Source organism: Sanyastnella coralliicola, from assembly GCF_030845195.1.
GTDB classification, from domain to species: Bacteria; Bacteroidota; Bacteroidia; order Flavobacteriales_D; family Sanyastnellaceae; genus Sanyastnella; species Sanyastnella coralliicola.
In genome coordinates this window covers 178,304-195,217 of sequence record NZ_CP132543.1, presented here as the reverse complement: position 1 = coordinate 195,217, position 16,914 = coordinate 178,304, and the positions used below count along the sequence as shown (strand labels likewise).

General features: G+C 46.6%; 13 protein-coding genes and 1 tRNA gene. 5 read left to right on the top strand and 9 right to left on the bottom strand.

Annotated elements, in window-relative coordinates; all coding sequences use genetic code 11:
- Positions 1-7: 7 nt before the first annotated feature.
- Entirely contained in the window at positions 8-718 is a 711-nt protein-coding gene (locus tag RA156_RS00795; RefSeq protein WP_306642000.1) for an ABC transporter ATP-binding protein, read from the bottom strand.
- 215 nt (positions 719-933) lie between these two features.
- Between RA156_RS00795 and RA156_RS00790 the strand changes: the two genes are divergently transcribed.
- Together RA156_RS00790 and RA156_RS00785 are read left to right on the top strand one after the other, a co-directional pair.
- Positions 934-2,766, top strand: coding sequence for a choice-of-anchor L domain-containing protein (locus tag RA156_RS00790; RefSeq protein WP_306641998.1), 1,833 nt, complete (start codon positions 934-936; stop codon positions 2,764-2,766).
- A 13-nt stretch (positions 2,767-2,779) separates the two neighbouring features.
- A complete protein-coding gene (locus RA156_RS00785) occupies positions 2,780-4,630 on the top strand; it encodes a choice-of-anchor L domain-containing protein (RefSeq protein WP_306641996.1) in 1,851 nt (616 codons plus the stop codon).
- A 51-nt stretch (positions 4,631-4,681) separates the two neighbouring features.
- On the opposite strand, the gene gpmI is transcribed toward RA156_RS00785, so the two are convergent.
- The 4 genes from gpmI to RA156_RS00765 form a co-directional block, all read right to left on the bottom strand.
- Positions 4,682-6,226, bottom strand: a complete 1,545-nt coding sequence (gpmI, locus tag RA156_RS00780; protein ID WP_306641995.1) for a 2,3-bisphosphoglycerate-independent phosphoglycerate mutase — start codon at positions 6,224-6,226, stop codon at positions 4,682-4,684.
- A 3-nt stretch (positions 6,227-6,229) separates the two neighbouring features.
- Positions 6,230-7,180 (bottom strand): sensor histidine kinase, encoded by a 951-nt coding sequence (locus RA156_RS00775; RefSeq protein WP_306641993.1) that lies wholly within the window; start codon positions 7,178-7,180, stop codon positions 6,230-6,232.
- 50 nt (positions 7,181-7,230) lie between these two features.
- Positions 7,231-8,760, bottom strand: coding sequence for a T9SS type A sorting domain-containing protein (locus RA156_RS00770; protein WP_306641991.1), 1,530 nt, complete (start codon positions 8,758-8,760; stop codon positions 7,231-7,233).
- A 131-nt stretch (positions 8,761-8,891) separates the two neighbouring features.
- On the bottom strand, positions 8,892-9,329 hold the full coding sequence (locus RA156_RS00765) for a hypothetical protein (RefSeq protein WP_306641989.1): 438 nt from the start codon (positions 9,327-9,329) through the stop codon (positions 8,892-8,894).
- A gap of 178 nt (positions 9,330-9,507) precedes the next feature.
- On the opposite strand from RA156_RS00765, the gene RA156_RS00760 reads away from it, so the two are divergent.
- Positions 9,508-9,846 carry a hypothetical protein gene (locus RA156_RS00760; protein ID WP_306641987.1) on the top strand — a complete coding sequence of 113 codons (339 nt, stop codon included), beginning with the start codon at positions 9,508-9,510 and terminating at the stop codon, positions 9,844-9,846.
- Here the strand turns inward: RA156_RS00760 and RA156_RS00755 are convergent.
- Entirely contained in the window at positions 9,843-10,607 is a 765-nt protein-coding gene (locus RA156_RS00755) for an O-methyltransferase (protein WP_306641985.1), read from the bottom strand. The genes RA156_RS00760 and RA156_RS00755 overlap by 4 nt on opposite strands.
- Before the next feature lie 187 nt (positions 10,608-10,794).
- Between RA156_RS00755 and RA156_RS00750 the strand changes: the two genes are divergently transcribed.
- Positions 10,795-10,869, top strand: a tRNA-Val gene (locus RA156_RS00750).
- A 363-nt stretch (positions 10,870-11,232) separates the two neighbouring features.
- Here the strand turns inward: RA156_RS00750 and RA156_RS00745 are convergent.
- The 3 genes from RA156_RS00745 to RA156_RS00735 all read right to left on the bottom strand — a co-directional run bounded on the left by RA156_RS00745 (position 11,233) and on the right by RA156_RS00735 (position 14,449).
- On the bottom strand, positions 11,233-11,979 hold the full coding sequence (locus RA156_RS00745) for a T9SS type A sorting domain-containing protein (RefSeq protein WP_306641983.1): 747 nt from the start codon (positions 11,977-11,979) through the stop codon (positions 11,233-11,235).
- Between the two features lie 139 nt (positions 11,980-12,118).
- On the bottom strand, positions 12,119-12,619 hold the full coding sequence (locus tag RA156_RS00740) for a DUF1761 domain-containing protein (protein WP_306641982.1): 501 nt from the start codon (positions 12,617-12,619) through the stop codon (positions 12,119-12,121).
- Between the two features lie 81 nt (positions 12,620-12,700).
- Positions 12,701-14,449, bottom strand: a complete 1,749-nt coding sequence (locus RA156_RS00735) for an alkaline phosphatase D family protein (RefSeq protein WP_306641980.1) — start codon at positions 14,447-14,449, stop codon at positions 12,701-12,703.
- On the opposite strand from RA156_RS00735, the gene RA156_RS00730 reads away from it, so the two are divergent.
- On the top strand, positions 14,448-16,913 hold the full coding sequence (locus RA156_RS00730; RefSeq protein WP_306641978.1) for a CotH kinase family protein: 2,466 nt from the start codon (positions 14,448-14,450) through the stop codon (positions 16,911-16,913). The genes RA156_RS00735 and RA156_RS00730 overlap by 2 nt on opposite strands.
- Position 16,914 lies beyond the last annotated feature (1 nt).

Sequence of the window (16,914 nt, the reverse complement as noted above, 5' to 3'; positions counted from 1 at the left end):
TCAAGGATCAGGAATCGACTGACAGCTTCACAGGGTCATTGGCTACGTCGGTCTCCACTTTCCCATCGCGCAATCGAATAATTCGGTGAGCATGTGCGGCGATATCATCTTCGTGTGTGACTAGAATGATGGTATTTCCTGCTTGGTGAATTTCATCAAACAACGCCATGATCTCATAGGAAGTCTTGGTATCCAAGTTTCCAGTAGGCTCATCGGCAAGAATAATCGATGGCTTATTCACCAAAGCGCGTGCTACCGCCACACGTTGTCTTTGTCCACCACTGAGCTCATTTGGCTTGTGATCCGCGCGGTCAGATAGTCCTACTTGTTCCAACACTTCGTTTCCGCGGCGGTCGCGTTCTGATTTGCTGTAACCTCCGTAGATCATTGGTAGGGCTACATTCTCTAGCGAGGAATAGCGTGGTAGTAGGTTGAAGGTCTGGAATACAAAGCCAATCTCTTTGTTACGAATTTCCGCCAGCTCATCATCGACCAAACTGCTCACTTGCTGTTTGTTGAGAATGTACTCTCCGGCAGAAGGTGTATCTAAGCAACCTAACACGTTCATTAAAGTAGACTTCCCACTTCCTGAAGGACCCATCAATGCGACGTACTCACCACGTTCAATAGAGATATCAACCCCATCAAGGGCCTTCACCACTTGATCACCCACTTGGTAGTACTTCTTAATTCCACTGACTTCGATCAATGCTTCCATAACGCAATAGATTACAATACAAGAATACATCCTTTCCTTCTTCTCGCTAGCGCGGAAATGGGGAACGGAAAGAATGGGAGGCTGACCGTTCCAATGCACCTTCCTGAGAACATCAAAAAGCTTTTGGGAGTTCAAGCAACGAATTCAGTATTCAGTGCATCATATTGATACCTGGAAGTTCAACCCTTAGGACAAAGGGCCAAAATCTGCATATGATGAAACGATTATTGTTCACTTTTTTGAGCGTGCTCGCGCTGAATACCGCCTTCAGTCAATTGGTGGTAGACAACACTGTAGATGCCGTTACGGCGGTAGAAGACATTCTTGTTGGTGAGGGTGTTGATGTATTCAACATCACTTTCAGCGGAGAGCAAAATCAGATTGGATCTTTCAACAGCGAAAACTCAAACATTCCGATTTCAAATGGTGTGATCATCGCTACTGGAGACGCTACACTAGCCATTGGTCCGAACAACAGCCCTGGCTTCAGCCTCGGAGGAGGAAACTTCGGAGCGTCGGATCCCGATCTTGAGCTGGCCAACCCTGGTGACAACTTCAACGACGCAGCAATCTTAGAATTCGACTTCGTTGCCCAAGGTGATTCTGTTGAGTTCAACTACGTGTGGTCAAGTGACGAATACCCTGAGTACGTGAACAGCATCAATGATGCCTTCGGATTCTTCATCTCAGGCCCTGGGATCAATGGACCATACTCTGATGATGGAATCAACATTGCAATTATTCCTGGGACAACGCTACCAGTAAGTGTGAACAACGTGAACGCCGGTAACGACGACAATGGTTGTACGAACTGTGAGTTCTACAACATCAACACCAACAACACCGACCCAAACGGCACTCAAATGGATGGGTTCACTGTAGTACTTACTGCTGCAGCTGAGGTGCAGTGTGGTGAGCAATACCATATTCGAATTGTCATTGCTGATGCATCGGATACCATTCTTGACAGTGCGGTATTCTTGGAAGCAGGATCATTCACATCGGCAGCGGCTGTTTCTGCTTCTGTGCCGAATGCGCCACCGTCGCTCCCACCATTGACATTGCTTGAAGGATGCGTTGACGGTGTCATTACAGTATTCCGCCCTTCAGTGGATGCCCAAGACACCCTTATCCTGAACGTAGGTGGTACAGCAACGGAGATTGACGATTACTTGAATCTACCAGATACGGTGGTATTCCCCGACGGTGAGCTCACCGTCGACATCCCTGTAAGTTCTACTGCGGATGGGTTGGAAGAAGGAATCGAGACCATCACCATTTCGTATGAATTTGTGAATTCATGTGGTGAAGCAGATACGATCAATGCATCACTTAACATTATGGATTACTTCCCTCCAACGCTCGATTTCCCGGATGAGATCTTCTTGTGTAACGGAGAGAGTCAAGTAGTCAGCGGTCTTCCTGAAAACGGATTTGCTCCTTTCACCTATGAATGGAGCACGGGTTCAACCAACGAGACCATTACGATTACAGGCGACACGGAAAACCCAGTAACCGTTGATTTGATCGACTACTGTGGAAATGTGGCCGAAGACGCCTTCCAAGTGCGGGTTCCTGAGCCATTTGAATTTATCGACGAGGTAGACCTTTGTCTCGGTTTGTCGACCATCACCCCGGCATCCGGAGGTTCGACACCGTACACCTATATCTATCCTGCAGACTCCATCGAAATCGATGACAACACCATGACACCACTATTTGAAGGCATCTACGAAGTTACTTCTATCGATGCTTGTGGTGAACAAGGAACAACAATCATTGAGGTACAAACATGTGAAACAGTGATTCCAAATGTCTTCTCTCCGAACAGCGATGGTGACAACGACTTCTTCCGAATTCAAGGAAACGAAGGATTCCCTGGGTCAAGTCTAGAAGTCTTCAACCGCTGGGGTCAACTCGTTTATGAAAGCGTGAATTACCAGAATAATTGGAGAGGTGACGGACTTGCTGAAGGGACTTATTACATCATCTACAACCGTTCAGATGGTGAAGTTTTCACAGGAACTGCTACCTTGTTACGCAAATAGTTAAGTCAAGTTTATGAAGCGAATTCTCTTTGTAGCACTCGCAATCATCCTATCAACGCAGGCGAAGGCTCAGATTACTGCAGCCCCTATCACCCCTGAAGAAGCGGTTGAATTGCTCGTTGAAGGTGTAGATGTATCGAACGTTACTTTCACAGGTAGCGCTGTACAGCTCGGTCTTTTGACTGGAGCAGAAGGAACCATCTTTAACCCAAGTGAAGGTATCATCCTTTCATGTGCAGATGTTGGAAACGTAACACCAGGAACGGAGAATGATGTTCCTTTTGGAGAAGGTGTTTCTGGAGATCAAGACCTTGTATCCGTAGCGAACGATGTGCCTGGATTGATCGGCCAAAACTTCAGTGTATCAAGTGCCAATGATATTGCTGCCCTTGAATTTGACTTTGTTCCATGTGGTGATTCGATCAGCTTCAACTACTCATTTGGATCTGACGAGTACCTCGAGTGGGTAAACTCTTCGTTCAACGACATCTTTGCATTCTTCCTTTCAGGACCTGGAATCACTGGACCTTACAACTCTCCTGTAGAATTCCCTGACGGAGCGATTAACATCGCCCAAGTTCCTGACACAGATCCTTTGCTACCGATTACGGTATCATCAGTGAACGACCAGATCAACTCTCAATACTACATTGACAACGTTGGAAACATTGACATCGGTATCGATGGATTCACGGTTGTATTCACTGCTGAAGCCGCAGTGCAGGCTGGAGAAACCTACCACATCAAATTGGCTATCGCCGATGGAACCGATTCTGCACTTGAGAGTATTGTAGTTCTTGAGGCAGGGTCATTCTCTTCGAATGCGGCTGTATCGGCAACCGTAGAAGGGGCACCACCAAACTTCCCAAGCCTGACATTGCTAGAAGGGTGTATCGACGGATTCTTCACTGTTTTCCGTCCAAACGCAGATTTGCAAGACACACTCTTCCTTGACATTTCAGGTAACGCAACTGAAATCGACGATTACCTTGACCTTCCTGATTTCATTGTCTTCCCTGACGGGGAATTGGAAGTAGACATTCCGGTGATTACTGTCGATGATCAAATTGATGAAGGATTAGAAACCGTCACAGTGACCTATGAATATGTCAACGCCTGTGGCGAAGCTGATACCGTCATCGCCTCCTTGAACATTGTAGATTACAAAAACCCATCACTCAACCTCCCAGAAGAGATTTTCCTTTGTAATGGAGAGAACCAAGTGGTTAGTGGTGTCCCAGAAGACGGGTTTGCACCTTTCACTTACACATGGAGCACAGGGGAAACAACGCCAAACATTACAGTTTCTGGAGACACTGAAAACCCAGTGACGATTGATGTAGTGGATTTCTGTGGTCGTGAGGCCGAAGATGGATTCCAGGTATTCTTGCCTGAGCCGTTTGTAGTCATTGATGAAGTAGACCTTTGTTTCGGACTTTCAACGATTACTCCGGCATCTGGAGGTTCTACACCGTACACCTACATCTACCCAGCTGACTCGATTGAGATCGATGATAATACCATGACTCCTTTATTCGAAGGAGACTACACGATTATCTCTATTGATGCTTGTGGTGAAGAAGGAGTAACAGAGATCGAAGTAGACGTTTGTGAAACGGTAATCCCGAATGTCTTCTCTCCAAACAGCGATGGAAGCAACGACTTCTTCCGCATCGAAGGAAACGACGGATTCCCAGGTTCCTCACTTCAGGTATATAACCGTTGGGGACAACTCGTTTACGAAAGCGCAAACTACCAGAACAACTTCCGTGGAGATGACCTAGCAGAAGGAACCTATTACATCATCTACACCAGATCAGATGGTGTAGAATTCACGGGTACAGTTACCCTACTGAGAAAGTAAGTCTAAGACATGTACATATAGGTCCACCGTTCGAAAGAGCGGTGGATTTTTTTATGCTTCTAACTGAGCAGCTACTCCGTTCAGAATTGAGCGGCCTGTCATTGCTGAAGGTTGTTCCACTCCCATCAACGCAAGTATCGATGGTGCGACATCAGCAAGGATTCCATTCTCAATACTGGTCACACGATCATCAATGACCACCACAGGAACAGGGTTGGTCGTATGGGCCGTGTGCGGACTTCCATCAGGGTTTACTGCTTTATCAGCATTCCCGTGATCGGCAATAATGATGAATGAGTATCCTAATGACTGTCCGTGCTCAACTACTTGCTTTAAGCATTGATCGGTAGTTTCTACCGCTTTTACAATGGCTTCGAACACACCGGTATGACCAACCATATCTGGATTCGCAAAATTCAAGACTACCAAATCCGGTTGTCCTTCACTCATGAACGCGCACATCTTATCGGCGAGCTCAGGAGCGCTCATCTCTGGTTGAAGGTCATAGGTTGCCACTTTCGGTGAGTGCGCCATGATTCGGCTCTCTCCTTCAAATTCAGCTTCTCGACCACCAGAAAAGAAGAAAGTAACATGAGGATACTTTTCTGTTTCTGCACCTCGAACTTGAGTTCTTCCTGCCTTCGAAACTACCTCACCCAATGTCAACGACAAGTCGTCTTTTTCATAGATGACATTCACTTTTTGGAAGGTGTTATCATAGCGTGTCATTGTATAGTAACTGAGATCAAGCTTCGACATTCCTTGATCAGGAAAATCTTGTTGTGTGAGGGCTTGAGTGATTTCGCGACAGCGATCGGTTCTGAAGTTAAAGCACACAACGGTATCTCCTTCCTGGATCGTCCCTCCTTGGTCGAGGACACCTGCAATAGCGCATGGTTCAATGAACTCATCAGTTGTTCCATTTCCATACATGGCAGTGAACACTTCCGCGCTAGCGTTAAAAGACGCACCCTCACCTCTTGTGAGCAAATTGTATGCCTTCGCTACGCGCTCCCATCGCTTATCGCGATCCATAGCGTAGTAACGTCCAATCACCGATGCAACTTTGGCATTGGTGCCAGCAATATGATTCTCGAGTGCTTCAACGAAGGCCTTACCAGATTGCGGATCACAGTCACGTCCATCAGTAAACACATGGATGTACACTTCATTGATACCGTGCTCTTGAGCCAAATCACATAGGGCGTGTAGGTGCTCTTGTGAAGAGTGCACGCCTCCATTCGAAACCAAGCCCATGAGGTGCAGACGGCCGTTAGATTTGGCAGATTCCATGGCATTCACCAACACTTCATTCGCGTGAAATGAGCGGTCTTGGATAGCCTTATTAATGCGAACGAGGTCTTGATAAACGACACGACCAGCGCCGATATTCATGTGTCCAACTTCACTATTCCCCATTTGACCTTCAGGAAGACCAACGTTTTCACCATCTGTCAGTAACTCCGCTGAAGGCATATTCGCCTCAAGGTGATCCATGAATGGTGTATTGGCTTGAAAAACCGCATCCGATGCATCTTTCTTTCCATGTCCCCAACCGTCTAGTACGATCAGACATGCCTTTCTTTGATCAGTCATTCCTTAGATTTTTGGAATCGCGACGGTAAAGATAGTTCCTCCCCCATCGCGATCTGCAATATGAATTCGTCCGTTGTGTTGATTGATAATTCGGTCAACGAGGTACAGCCCCAATCCAGTTCCTTTTGAACGGCGGGTATCCTCATTTCCTATGCGATAAAATTTGCTGAAGATACGTTCGCGTTCCTCTTCAGGAATGCCAGCACCTTGATCTTGAACAGCCACCACTACTTCTTGCGGATTGGTCTTTAAACTCACTGTGACCTCGGCACCTTCAGGAGAGTATTTCAAGGCATTTTCTATCAGGTTGATGAAGACAGACTCCATCTTATTTCCATCGCAAAAAGCAGCCACTTTTTCATCGATATCGAGCGTGACTTTATGCATATCCCCATCGAGTTGAGCCAGGTTGTAGCCCACTTTCTCTAGAAGGGCGCTAAGGTCAACACGCTGCTTGACAAGGTCGTCATCATTCTCTAGTCGGGTGGAAAGAAGAATGTTCTCTACAAGGTGGTCAAGACGATGTGTTTCATTCAATGAATTCGACAGGATGTCTTGGCTTTTTTCCTTCGGAAGGTCACGCGTTCGGAGGGTGTCTAGAAACAGCCTTAAGGTGGCGATTGGAGTCTTCAGTTCATGCGTTACTGCCAACATGAAGTTGCGCTCTTTGCGAGCCAATTCCGCTTCCTTACGAAGGTAGGTTCCAATGCGCCAAAGTCCGAATAGAAGAAGACCGACAAATACGAGTCCTTCTCCAATGACCATCCAAACTTTCTTGGTGTAAGTAGATCGAATCAGTTCAGCAGTCTCTTGGCTTTGTGCCAAGGCCAACTGCATATCACGGATTTCACCGTGCAGCTGAATGATGTGAAATGCCCACCAGAAAAACTGAAATAAAATGTACGCCGCAAGGATGCGGAACACGATACGTACACTTCGATTATTTCTAGACATAGGGCGATGCTTCGCCGCAAAGGTAGTTGATGAAGTGTTAGAATTACACTCTAACGTTTTATAAATGAGGACTTACGAATCCAGAGGTCGTTTCGAACGACAATAGAATAGAATCCTGTGCTTAAACTACTCACATCGATGGTCGATCTTCCGTTGACTACATCGCTTTGGACCAATTGTCCATGAGATGAATAAATAGACAGTTCAGAAGACTGGTCTGAAGGTAGATTCAACTGGAGCTGAGACGAGGTTGGGTTTGGCCAAGGTGCCAACTCTTCTGTGGTCGTCAAATCTTCCACTGAAGTAATCAAATCTGGATCAAGGATCAACTCCTCATCACCTGGCTGATAATCTGCATAGATGAAATAGCAGAGAAACATTTCATCCGTTGTCAGACCTCCGTCATAGACCGTTTCTGGGGGATCGTTCGGATTATCCGGGTTGTTGACGGTATTGTCATATTGCCCAATGCTCTTCAATACAGAGCCAGCCGGGAAGTACTGAGGAGACTGAAAATTATAGTAGAACTGCCACCTAAATTGCCAATCCGGAATATCTATCAATGGTATTGAATCACCTTGCGGCGTCTCCATCCAGACTTTATAGGACTCTCCTAGGAGATGCATGTGCGGACAAATTGCGAGCAAGGATTTGTCGCTCCAGAATGGCGTGGCTTCTTGATGGAAAGTGCTGATCTGATTGGGTGGGATGACAAGTGGACCGTCTGTCATTTGTCCTGACCCCATCAACCAGCCCACTGAAATGGGACGTACGTTGTCTGGGTCATCCACGAACTCGAGATTCATGTAGGTGCTATCTACCTCTCCAGCGAAGCCAAAACCGTAGTGGATTTCAATAACGAGATCAGCACCAGGTGGAAGTGCTATTCCCCAGTTATCTGGATAGCGCGCAGGACCAGCGCCTGGTTGCCAGGCATTGATGTAGGTTGTTGTTGTGGGCCATCCGATCTGTGTATTGAATCCTGGAAGAGGATCAAGCGCATCATAGGCGGCTGAATTACCTGTAACGTCTACATGAATATCTGCATGGTGAACAGCTTCAGAAATACCAGCCATGACTTCTACGGCTTGGATGTACTTCGTCTCGCTGAAGTTGGTTGGTATAACGAACCAACGATACTCCTCAGAGTTGTACTGAATCTCGTACGGTTCGATGGCAGCAACGAAGTCAACCGATTCTAAAAGCGTGCCACCGTCTTCAAATTCAGGAGCCTCAGGTTCTACCTCAGGATCACCGAAGGGCATTCCCTCCGAGATCCAATCAATCACCATCGCTTTCTCAGCGGGTGACAAGTATGTTTCTCCAACGAAATGCCGGTATTCAGGATCTGCAGGCCATGGCGGCATAATTCCTTCACCAAGGGCATATGAAATTCCAAGAGAGTGTTCTGCAACGTCATCATAACTCATTAAAGAGAAATGTGCTGCTTGTCCTTCATGGTGGCATTTCGAACAATTATCATAGATCAACGGGGCAATGTCTTCGGCCCAAGTAGCTTCTTGAGCACGACACAGTGAAACGCTCAAAAGCGCTACGACGATTAGCAGAACAGACTTCATGTCAACAAGTTAGGAAGAAATGGATTTTCTCACACTCCCATTCGCCGCTTCTATGGACGCCAGACTGGAATCCGAGGTTTAGAGAATAAAAAAAGGCCGCATTTGCGGCCTTTCATCACTCAAAAGTGAAATTATTTTCTTGCTCCTGACTTGTTCGCCCCTTCTTTCGAAGGTTCGATACTCGGGGCCATCAATTTTGGCACTCCTTTGTAAACAAGCATATGCATTTCAGTTCCTGTGCGAGTCTCTGTTTCGAAGCTATCTCCTATTTCCCATCCAAGCGCAGAAAGGGTATTAATAGCGTGGAGCACACTCTCCCACTGCATTTTCTTGAGGTTATCCAGCTCTACTCGAAGTTCTTTGTCTTGAATCAAACGCGATGTATTGTTATCAAAGATCACACGGATGATCTGACGCCCTTGCTGGTTCATCACCAAGATTTCACCGTAAAAGTTCGGAACTGTTCCTTCTGTTGCTTCAGAGCGGACAGTTTTCGTTGCTTTCGTTGGTTTCTGAGCGAATGCTACCACAGGCAAAGCCAACATCAGGATCATAATCAGTTTCTTCATATCAGTCATTATTTGGGCTTCTAAAATACGGTTAATGCTGGATATAGGCATTAAATGAAAAGTTAAATGCTCGGGTCTAATCCAATTCGCTTCGGAATTCTCTGACATCATCTGAAGTATCTCCCTTTCAAAAACAGCAAAAGGATGCAGGTAGATTGCACTGTTAATCTATCTAGTTATGAGAACCCTTTTCATTGTATCAGGAAATGGCCTGAAAAGCGAATTTTGGGATAAGCATTTTGAATCCCTTGACGTAGATCGTATTTGTATGTTCAGTTCTGTTGAATTGTGCCAAGCGAATATGAAGCAAGATCCGGTAGCTGTCATTGTTGATGACTACTTCACACCAGACAAACATCAAGAGGAACAATTCAGTGGCCTGCTAAACACAGGTACCGCTGTGATTCACCTTAGTCCTAAACACGCTGCAAGCAATGCGGATAGCGGCTCACTTCTCAAGCGCAATTTCTCTACGGAGTTGATTGATGACGTGGAGCGCATCCTAGCAACTGCCTAGTAGCGAATGACATGGTGCTGTTTCACCATGCCTTCCCGACGAAATAACAAGCCCAGTTCAAAAAGATCGAGGCTCAGGTCAAAGTCATCCCAATTGATCAATTGTCCCCATGCTTCTTGCATGTCACTAGACCAATTGATGTCATCGATGACCATGACCCCATCAGAAGATAAATGCGGTAGAAGCTCTGTTGCGTAATGCAATAGGGCTTTTCCTTCATGGTGCCCATCGATAAATATCAGATCAAACTTTCGTCCAGCGCCCAGTTCATTGAGGTATTCGTTGAAGGAACTATTGATCAGTTTAGCTTCCAGCTTCAGCCCCTTCATGACTTCAGTTGCCTCAGCATGAATACTCTGTGCCCCTTCCACCGTCTCTACCTGTGCTCCAGTAGAAGCCAAGTACGCAGTGGTGATTCCCAACGAAGTTCCAAATTCAAGGATTTCTTTGCGCTCAAGGTGAGTACAAAGTCGAAACAACATCCGCGCGTACTTCGGACGTTTCAAAGAAGTTCTTGCGATATCAGACACCTTCCGCGTCGAAGATTTCATCTTCCTCGATCCTGCTCCTAAGTCTTCAACTTCAATCTCATCCTCCTTCTTTAAAAGCAAGTTTCGACGTCTCTCAATACGTTCAAAGGCGTAATAATGCCTATCGTCATTAAAAACATGATTGAAGAGATCGTAGATAAACGGCGAATGCGCACCGTGAATCCCCTTAGCTCCAAGCACATAGCGTATGTATGCCCAAATCCTGCTCACGCTGCAATATATCCCAAGCTGAAATAGATTCTCAAAAAATTGCCCAGAAGGTTTGTCCGATAATAAAAAGACCTATATTTGCAGTCCCATTAGCGAATGGGGCACTGGAAAAAGTAACTACGCTCAGTTTGTTCAGAGCATCCCGACGCGTCGGGAGGGTCGCTTTCTCAAAGACTCAAACACATTGGGGCTCTTAGCTCAGTTGGTTCAGAGCACCTGCCTTACAAGCAGGGGGTCGCTGGTTCGAATCCAGCAGGGCCCACAGAAAATAAAAGCTCTCTCAGAAATGAGGGAGCTTTTTTGTTGGACGCATTTCATGCGTCCCTACATTTCACCTTAAGAGGAAATCGGTCCTTCGTCGGCGCATTTATGCGCCGCTACCGTCTACCGCGATCCGCGTTCCACCACGTACCACGTCCCGCATTCAGCGTTCCTCATCGCACCAATACCAAATGCACGATATGGACGCATTTCATGCGTCCCTACATTTCACCTTAAGAGGAAACCGTTCCTTTAACGGCGCATAAATGCGCCGCTACGGTCTACCGTCTGCCGTCTACCGCGATCCGCATTCCGCATTCCGCATTCCGCATTCCGCGATCCGCGATCCGCAACCCACGTTCCACTACCTCTTAACAATCTGTTGCGAAAGCTGCCCTTTCTCATTTGTCAACTGAACTACGTAGGTGCCTGCAGCCAGTGACGACAGATCAATGTTGTTATCTCCGAACGACAAAGCTCCTGAACGAACCAATTGACCTGAAGTAGACACAATTTTGAACTGAGAATTGGCTCCGTTGCTGAAGACGAAAAGATCCGCATCAACAACTGTATTCAACAGTGAGAAGGCCACTTCTTGTTGTTCTTCAACTGATACGATTGAAGAACAATCTTCGAAGAAATCAGTCAGAATAGTGCTATCACCTCCGATACCCCCAATGCGTAGTTCGTATGAACGATCAGGGCAGACAACGAAGAAGTACGGTTGATAAGGCACATTCAGTGTGTTCGCGATGAAATCTTCAGCGCCGGTGATCACTGGGTTCTCTATGCCGTGGGTATTGACAAACGCAGCTTCATTATTTGTGTTGGCGTCGCGCTCCATAGAAAGTATCATCACAGAATCATCACCATCAGGACCGTGTTCCTCCCAAATTGCTTCTACTCCGGGAATCGAATTGACACAATTCGGACACCAAGTGGCGAAAATGTCGATGATGACGATCTTATTTTGATCCAAATACGAGTACAGATTTTGATCAATGCCGTTCAAATCGCTGTATGTGAAATCTGGAAAAACCTCGCTATCAGGCTGTGCAAACGCCGATGAACTGAGGATTAGCGCAAATGCGACATGTAGAATATGCTTCATTTTTGTAGTGTTTAGTTAGAAGTTCGCCAAGAACTTCCTACTGCGAAATCCGGATTTTCATGTGGATTTGAAGCTAATGCCGCACGATTGGGCACAAAAAAAGGCCGCAAAGCGACCTTTCTTTCATTTCATGATTGGATTATGCCCACTGGCAAAGTACACCCCCCATCAAACCGAGGGTAACGATCCAATATCCGCAGTTCACAGCGATGTACTTGAAGCCTTTGCGCTCAAACATTGCGTTGGTTCCTAGAATAGGTAACGCCACAAAGAAACCACCAATAACACCGTGAAGGACTCCGTGTCCGAAAGTGCGGTGAACTCCTTCAAATTGCTCCATCAAAGCAGTGAATTGATCATAAGCAGCGCCTGATCCTTCCATAAAGCCCTCCTGAGCGAAGAATAATGACTGAACAGACATTTGGTGAATCACCATTCCGGCGGTAGCCATGGCAAGAAGAAAACTAAGCACATAGCTCACCAAGAAAATCACAGGCATATTTCCGCCTTTGATCTTTTCTTCTGTCATACCTGCGACGTTCATCCACGCCGTACCGAATACTTTTGGGTTGTACCAAATAAAGCCTACTACCATCGGAACAAGAGCAGCGGCGGCAACGATTAGATAATTGAATTCCATAAGATGTAAGTGTTTTGGACACCTCAACTTACGAAATCTAAAGGCTCAATGAAGGATATGAATACCAGCTTATTAACAACGCTACTCTCCAATAACCATGCGAACACTGTTGTTGTAGTCAACACCTTCCATTTGAATGGTATATACACCTTGTGCTAAGTGCCGACTATTCAATTGAATGATATGACTGCCACCGTATTCCGCAATGAAGGTGAATGCATGCAACTGCTTACCTGAAGCATCCACCACTTGGACTTGAAACTCCCCGACACTTAGATCAGCTGCTAAGAATGCTTCGTCATTGGTTGGATTCGGGAACACAAGGAAAGTTGCAATGCCCTGTTCCTTCATGACCACTGGAGCACTCAACAACGCACAGTCATTCTCTTCAAACTGACCGTCTTCCGTTGGAGCGATTCCTCCGACATCTGCGGCAGACAGAAACTTTGGTCCGACAGTAAATTCAATGGCATCATCCTCAGTTACACTAGACACCCAAATGAACTGGGCTAAGACCGAGGTTTCACTCACCCTTAACTTCAAATAACCACGGTGCGACTCTTCGAAATAACGGATGTGCTCATTTTGGTCAGCGAAGTTTGATGAATCTGGCACCTGACGGACAAGTGAGGTCACTGGTGGTGCTGTCAGCTCTATTCCCCACGTTCCCGTTTGGCTTGTTGGATCATAGGTGTCTGTTGCTAAATCAGCTACTCTCGCCGCATGCATGTCGCCACTCAATACGAGCAACTTTGCGTTGCTTCCCTCGATGGCCTCTTGGAGACGATCCCGAGCCGCAGGGTACCCATCCCAAGCGTGCGGACGAACAGTCAACCCATTATAGAGCTGCGGCATCACAGGCACTCCGCTTAGCAATATTGTCCAGGGTTTTTCATGATCTAGCTCGGTTGCGAACCATTCCTCTTGTTCAATTCCCAATAGGCTCCTGCCCTCTTCTAGAGTGCCAGGGTCGCCTGCAGGCAGTACCTCATCTCGTCCGCGAATGCGCGTCTCAGTTAGGATCAATTTTGCCGGGCCCAATTCCGCGCTAGCGAAATCAGCCTCACGATCTCTAACCGGCATCCAATCATACCAAGCGTCAACTGCATTTCTTTTCAACTCTTCCCATTCATCACCCGATATATTCTCGCCGGCGTCGCGCCAACAATCATCAGCAAACTCGTGGTCATCCCAAATAACATAGGAAGCATATTGGCGATGTAATTCTTGAAGCAAGGCATTGCCGCGATACTGCTTCCAACGCAATTCAAAGTCATCTCTCGTTCGAGGCAAGTACGGAGGATCATGCTCTCTCCCCTCCACATCAACGGCTGCTTCCGAAGGCGCATTGTCATAATAGTAGTCTCCCAAAAACAACAAGTAGTCCGCCTCATTGGCCTGTAACGCATGATCGTAAACATGGAAATAGCCGCGTTGATGATCAGCACATGAAAATGCTGCAAAGGTGACGGCTTGTCCGTCTTCAATAATCTCTGCCCGCCCCGTGGCTGAAACAAAGCCGGCCGCTCGGAAGCGGTAATAAATACATCCTGAGCTTAATCCTTCAACCAACACCTTGATAAATTGATCTTCTACGATGAACGACTCACTCTTCACCACTGAATTGAAATCAGCGTCATATGCTACTTCATAAGACACTTGATGCGGCATAGCAATCAAGTCATCAAGACGCGTCCAAATAACCAAAGACGACGCATCAGCATCTCCAGAGGCCACTCCAAATGAAAAAGGAAATGACGACGCTTCGAGACTGAATGGCAATAAACCGAGCAATAAGACGTAGATCGGAAGTAGGTAATTGCTGCGCATGAATGTACTTATGGTATCTTCGCTGAGATTCTCTGTGCTGAACGTTTGTCGAAACATACGAATTCTAGGCTGGCTTATTTGCTGCCTTTTTCCCGCTATCGCGGAAGGTCAACTCGTGATTAATGAAGTGTGCTCCGCCAATGGATCATCTTTCACTGATTTCGAGGGAGATACCCCTGATTACATCGAACTCTACAACCCAGGCAGCACAGCTGAATCTACAGAAGGACTTCACCTCACAGACAGTGGCAATGAATTCAAATGGCCACTTCCAGAATTAGAAATTGGCCCTGGAGAATACATTGTAGTCGCTTGCTCAGGAAAAGACCTCACTACACCCGAACTTCATACCAACTTTGGAATAGACAGCGACGGCGAAACCATTCGCCTCACCGATGAATACGGCGCTGTAGTTGATTTTGTCATTGTACCCGAACTGCATAGTGACAACGCCTACGGAAGAAATTCAGAAGGGGAATTCGTTTACTTCCTCAACACTACTCCGGGTGAGATAAACCCAAGCGAATCTTACAACGGTTATGCACCTGCGCCTGTGTTTTCTCGTCCTGGCGGATTCTATGATGCACCTTTTCAACTAACAGTTCAAGAGACTGCTGGTGAAACCTTGTTCCAAACAAACAACCTCTACCCTCAGCACGATCTGAACGGCAGTAGCATCAGCATTGACAGTACCATGTCAGTGACTGCGGTGAACTTTGAAGACGGCAAACTTCCATCTCGCATCGTAGGTGCTACCTATTTCATTAATGAAGAGCACAACATGCCTGTTGTGGCCTTGATCGCAGATAGTCTCGAACTCTTCGATGAAGAAACTGGCATTTATATGCTCGGTCCGAATGCTGATCCCGAGTGGCCACACTTTGGTGGAAACATCTGGAACAATCAACATATCCTATCTTGGATTGAAGTCTATCAAGAAGAAGAACAGGTCATTGCTCAATTGGCTGAATCCCGCATGCACGGTGGTCAATCAGCAAGGAATCAACCGCAACGTCCGTTCAGATTTATCGCTAAAGACCGCTTAGGCGTGGAGCGCTTTTATGCTCAACTTCAACGTCAATCTCATCAGACTACCTACAAGAAGTTCGTTGTTCGTAATGGTGGATCAGACTATCACCGAGTGCACATTTCTGACTCTTTTATCGAGCGTCAAGTGACCAAATACGGGCTTGATCTAGAAGCCAAAGGTTCAGAGCCTTGTGTCTTCTATATCAACGGTTATTACTGGGGCTTCATGGATATCCAACGCGTGATTGATGATTGGTTCGTGTGGTCGGTGACGGAATATGAAGAAGGTACACCTATTTCAATTCTCGAAGACGATTCACTGGTGATCAAAGGTGACATCAGCAGTTTCGACACTATGCTCGAATTTGTTGAGTTGAACGACATGAACGTCCCTGAGAATTTCGCGCACGCGGAATCTTTGGTTGACGTTTCTAATTTCACTGACTACATCATCACCGAGACCTTCTGGAACAATGTTGATTGGCCAGCCAACAACGTGAAAGCTTGGCGTCCGATGGTAGATGGCGGCAAGTGGCGCTACATCTTGTTTGACATGGATGTTTCGCTCAGTAGCTTTGGTTTTGCGACGGAGCAGAATAACGGGTTGCAGCGCTTCCTTGATGAGTTCCCTGACAATAAGCACTATCGCTTGTTCAACAATTTATACGCTAACGCGGAATACAGAATCACCTTCTTGAATCGCTATGCTGATTTGTGCAACAGTGCCTTCAGTCGGGAAGCGATCACCTCCGAACTACGTAACCACGTAGCCCTCATTTGGGATGAAAAAGACCGTCATCACGGACGTTGGGGAAGCAGCCGATGGTTCTGGGAAACATTCTGGCTCTATCCAAGAGCATATGAGTTCGCAGATAAACGCACCGAGATTGCCTTCGATCAGGTACGTGACGGATTTGATCTGGATGGTCATTACGAATTGGAACTAAACACCGCTCCCGCTTTTGCAGGTACGGTATCCATTAACAGTCTTGACTCCCTTCCCCATGATTGGAATGGCAGCTACTTCAACGGTATTCCTATTGACATCACTGCCCACCCAGCACCGGGCTACCAATTCTCACACTGGGAGACCAAAGATGGCGAAGTTGCCAGCACCGGAAGTCAGCGAACGGTTTTCAATACTGACGCTAGCACCACAGAATTGACGGCTGTATTCACCGACGTCAACGCCTCTCAACTTTTCGTTTGGCCAAACCCATCTGATGGGGATGTGACCATCAGTTTCGACGCGCAAGAATCAGGTTTTGCGCAGGTACAACTCTTCGACTCCAGGGGAGCCATCATCTACGAATCAAAAGTAGGTGTGGATCTAGGCACCAATCTAGTTCAGATGAACGCGATTCCTGCAGGGAGTTATGTGGTTCGGGTGACCACCAAAGACATGTCTTTCACTGAGACATTGATCTCTCGTTAAT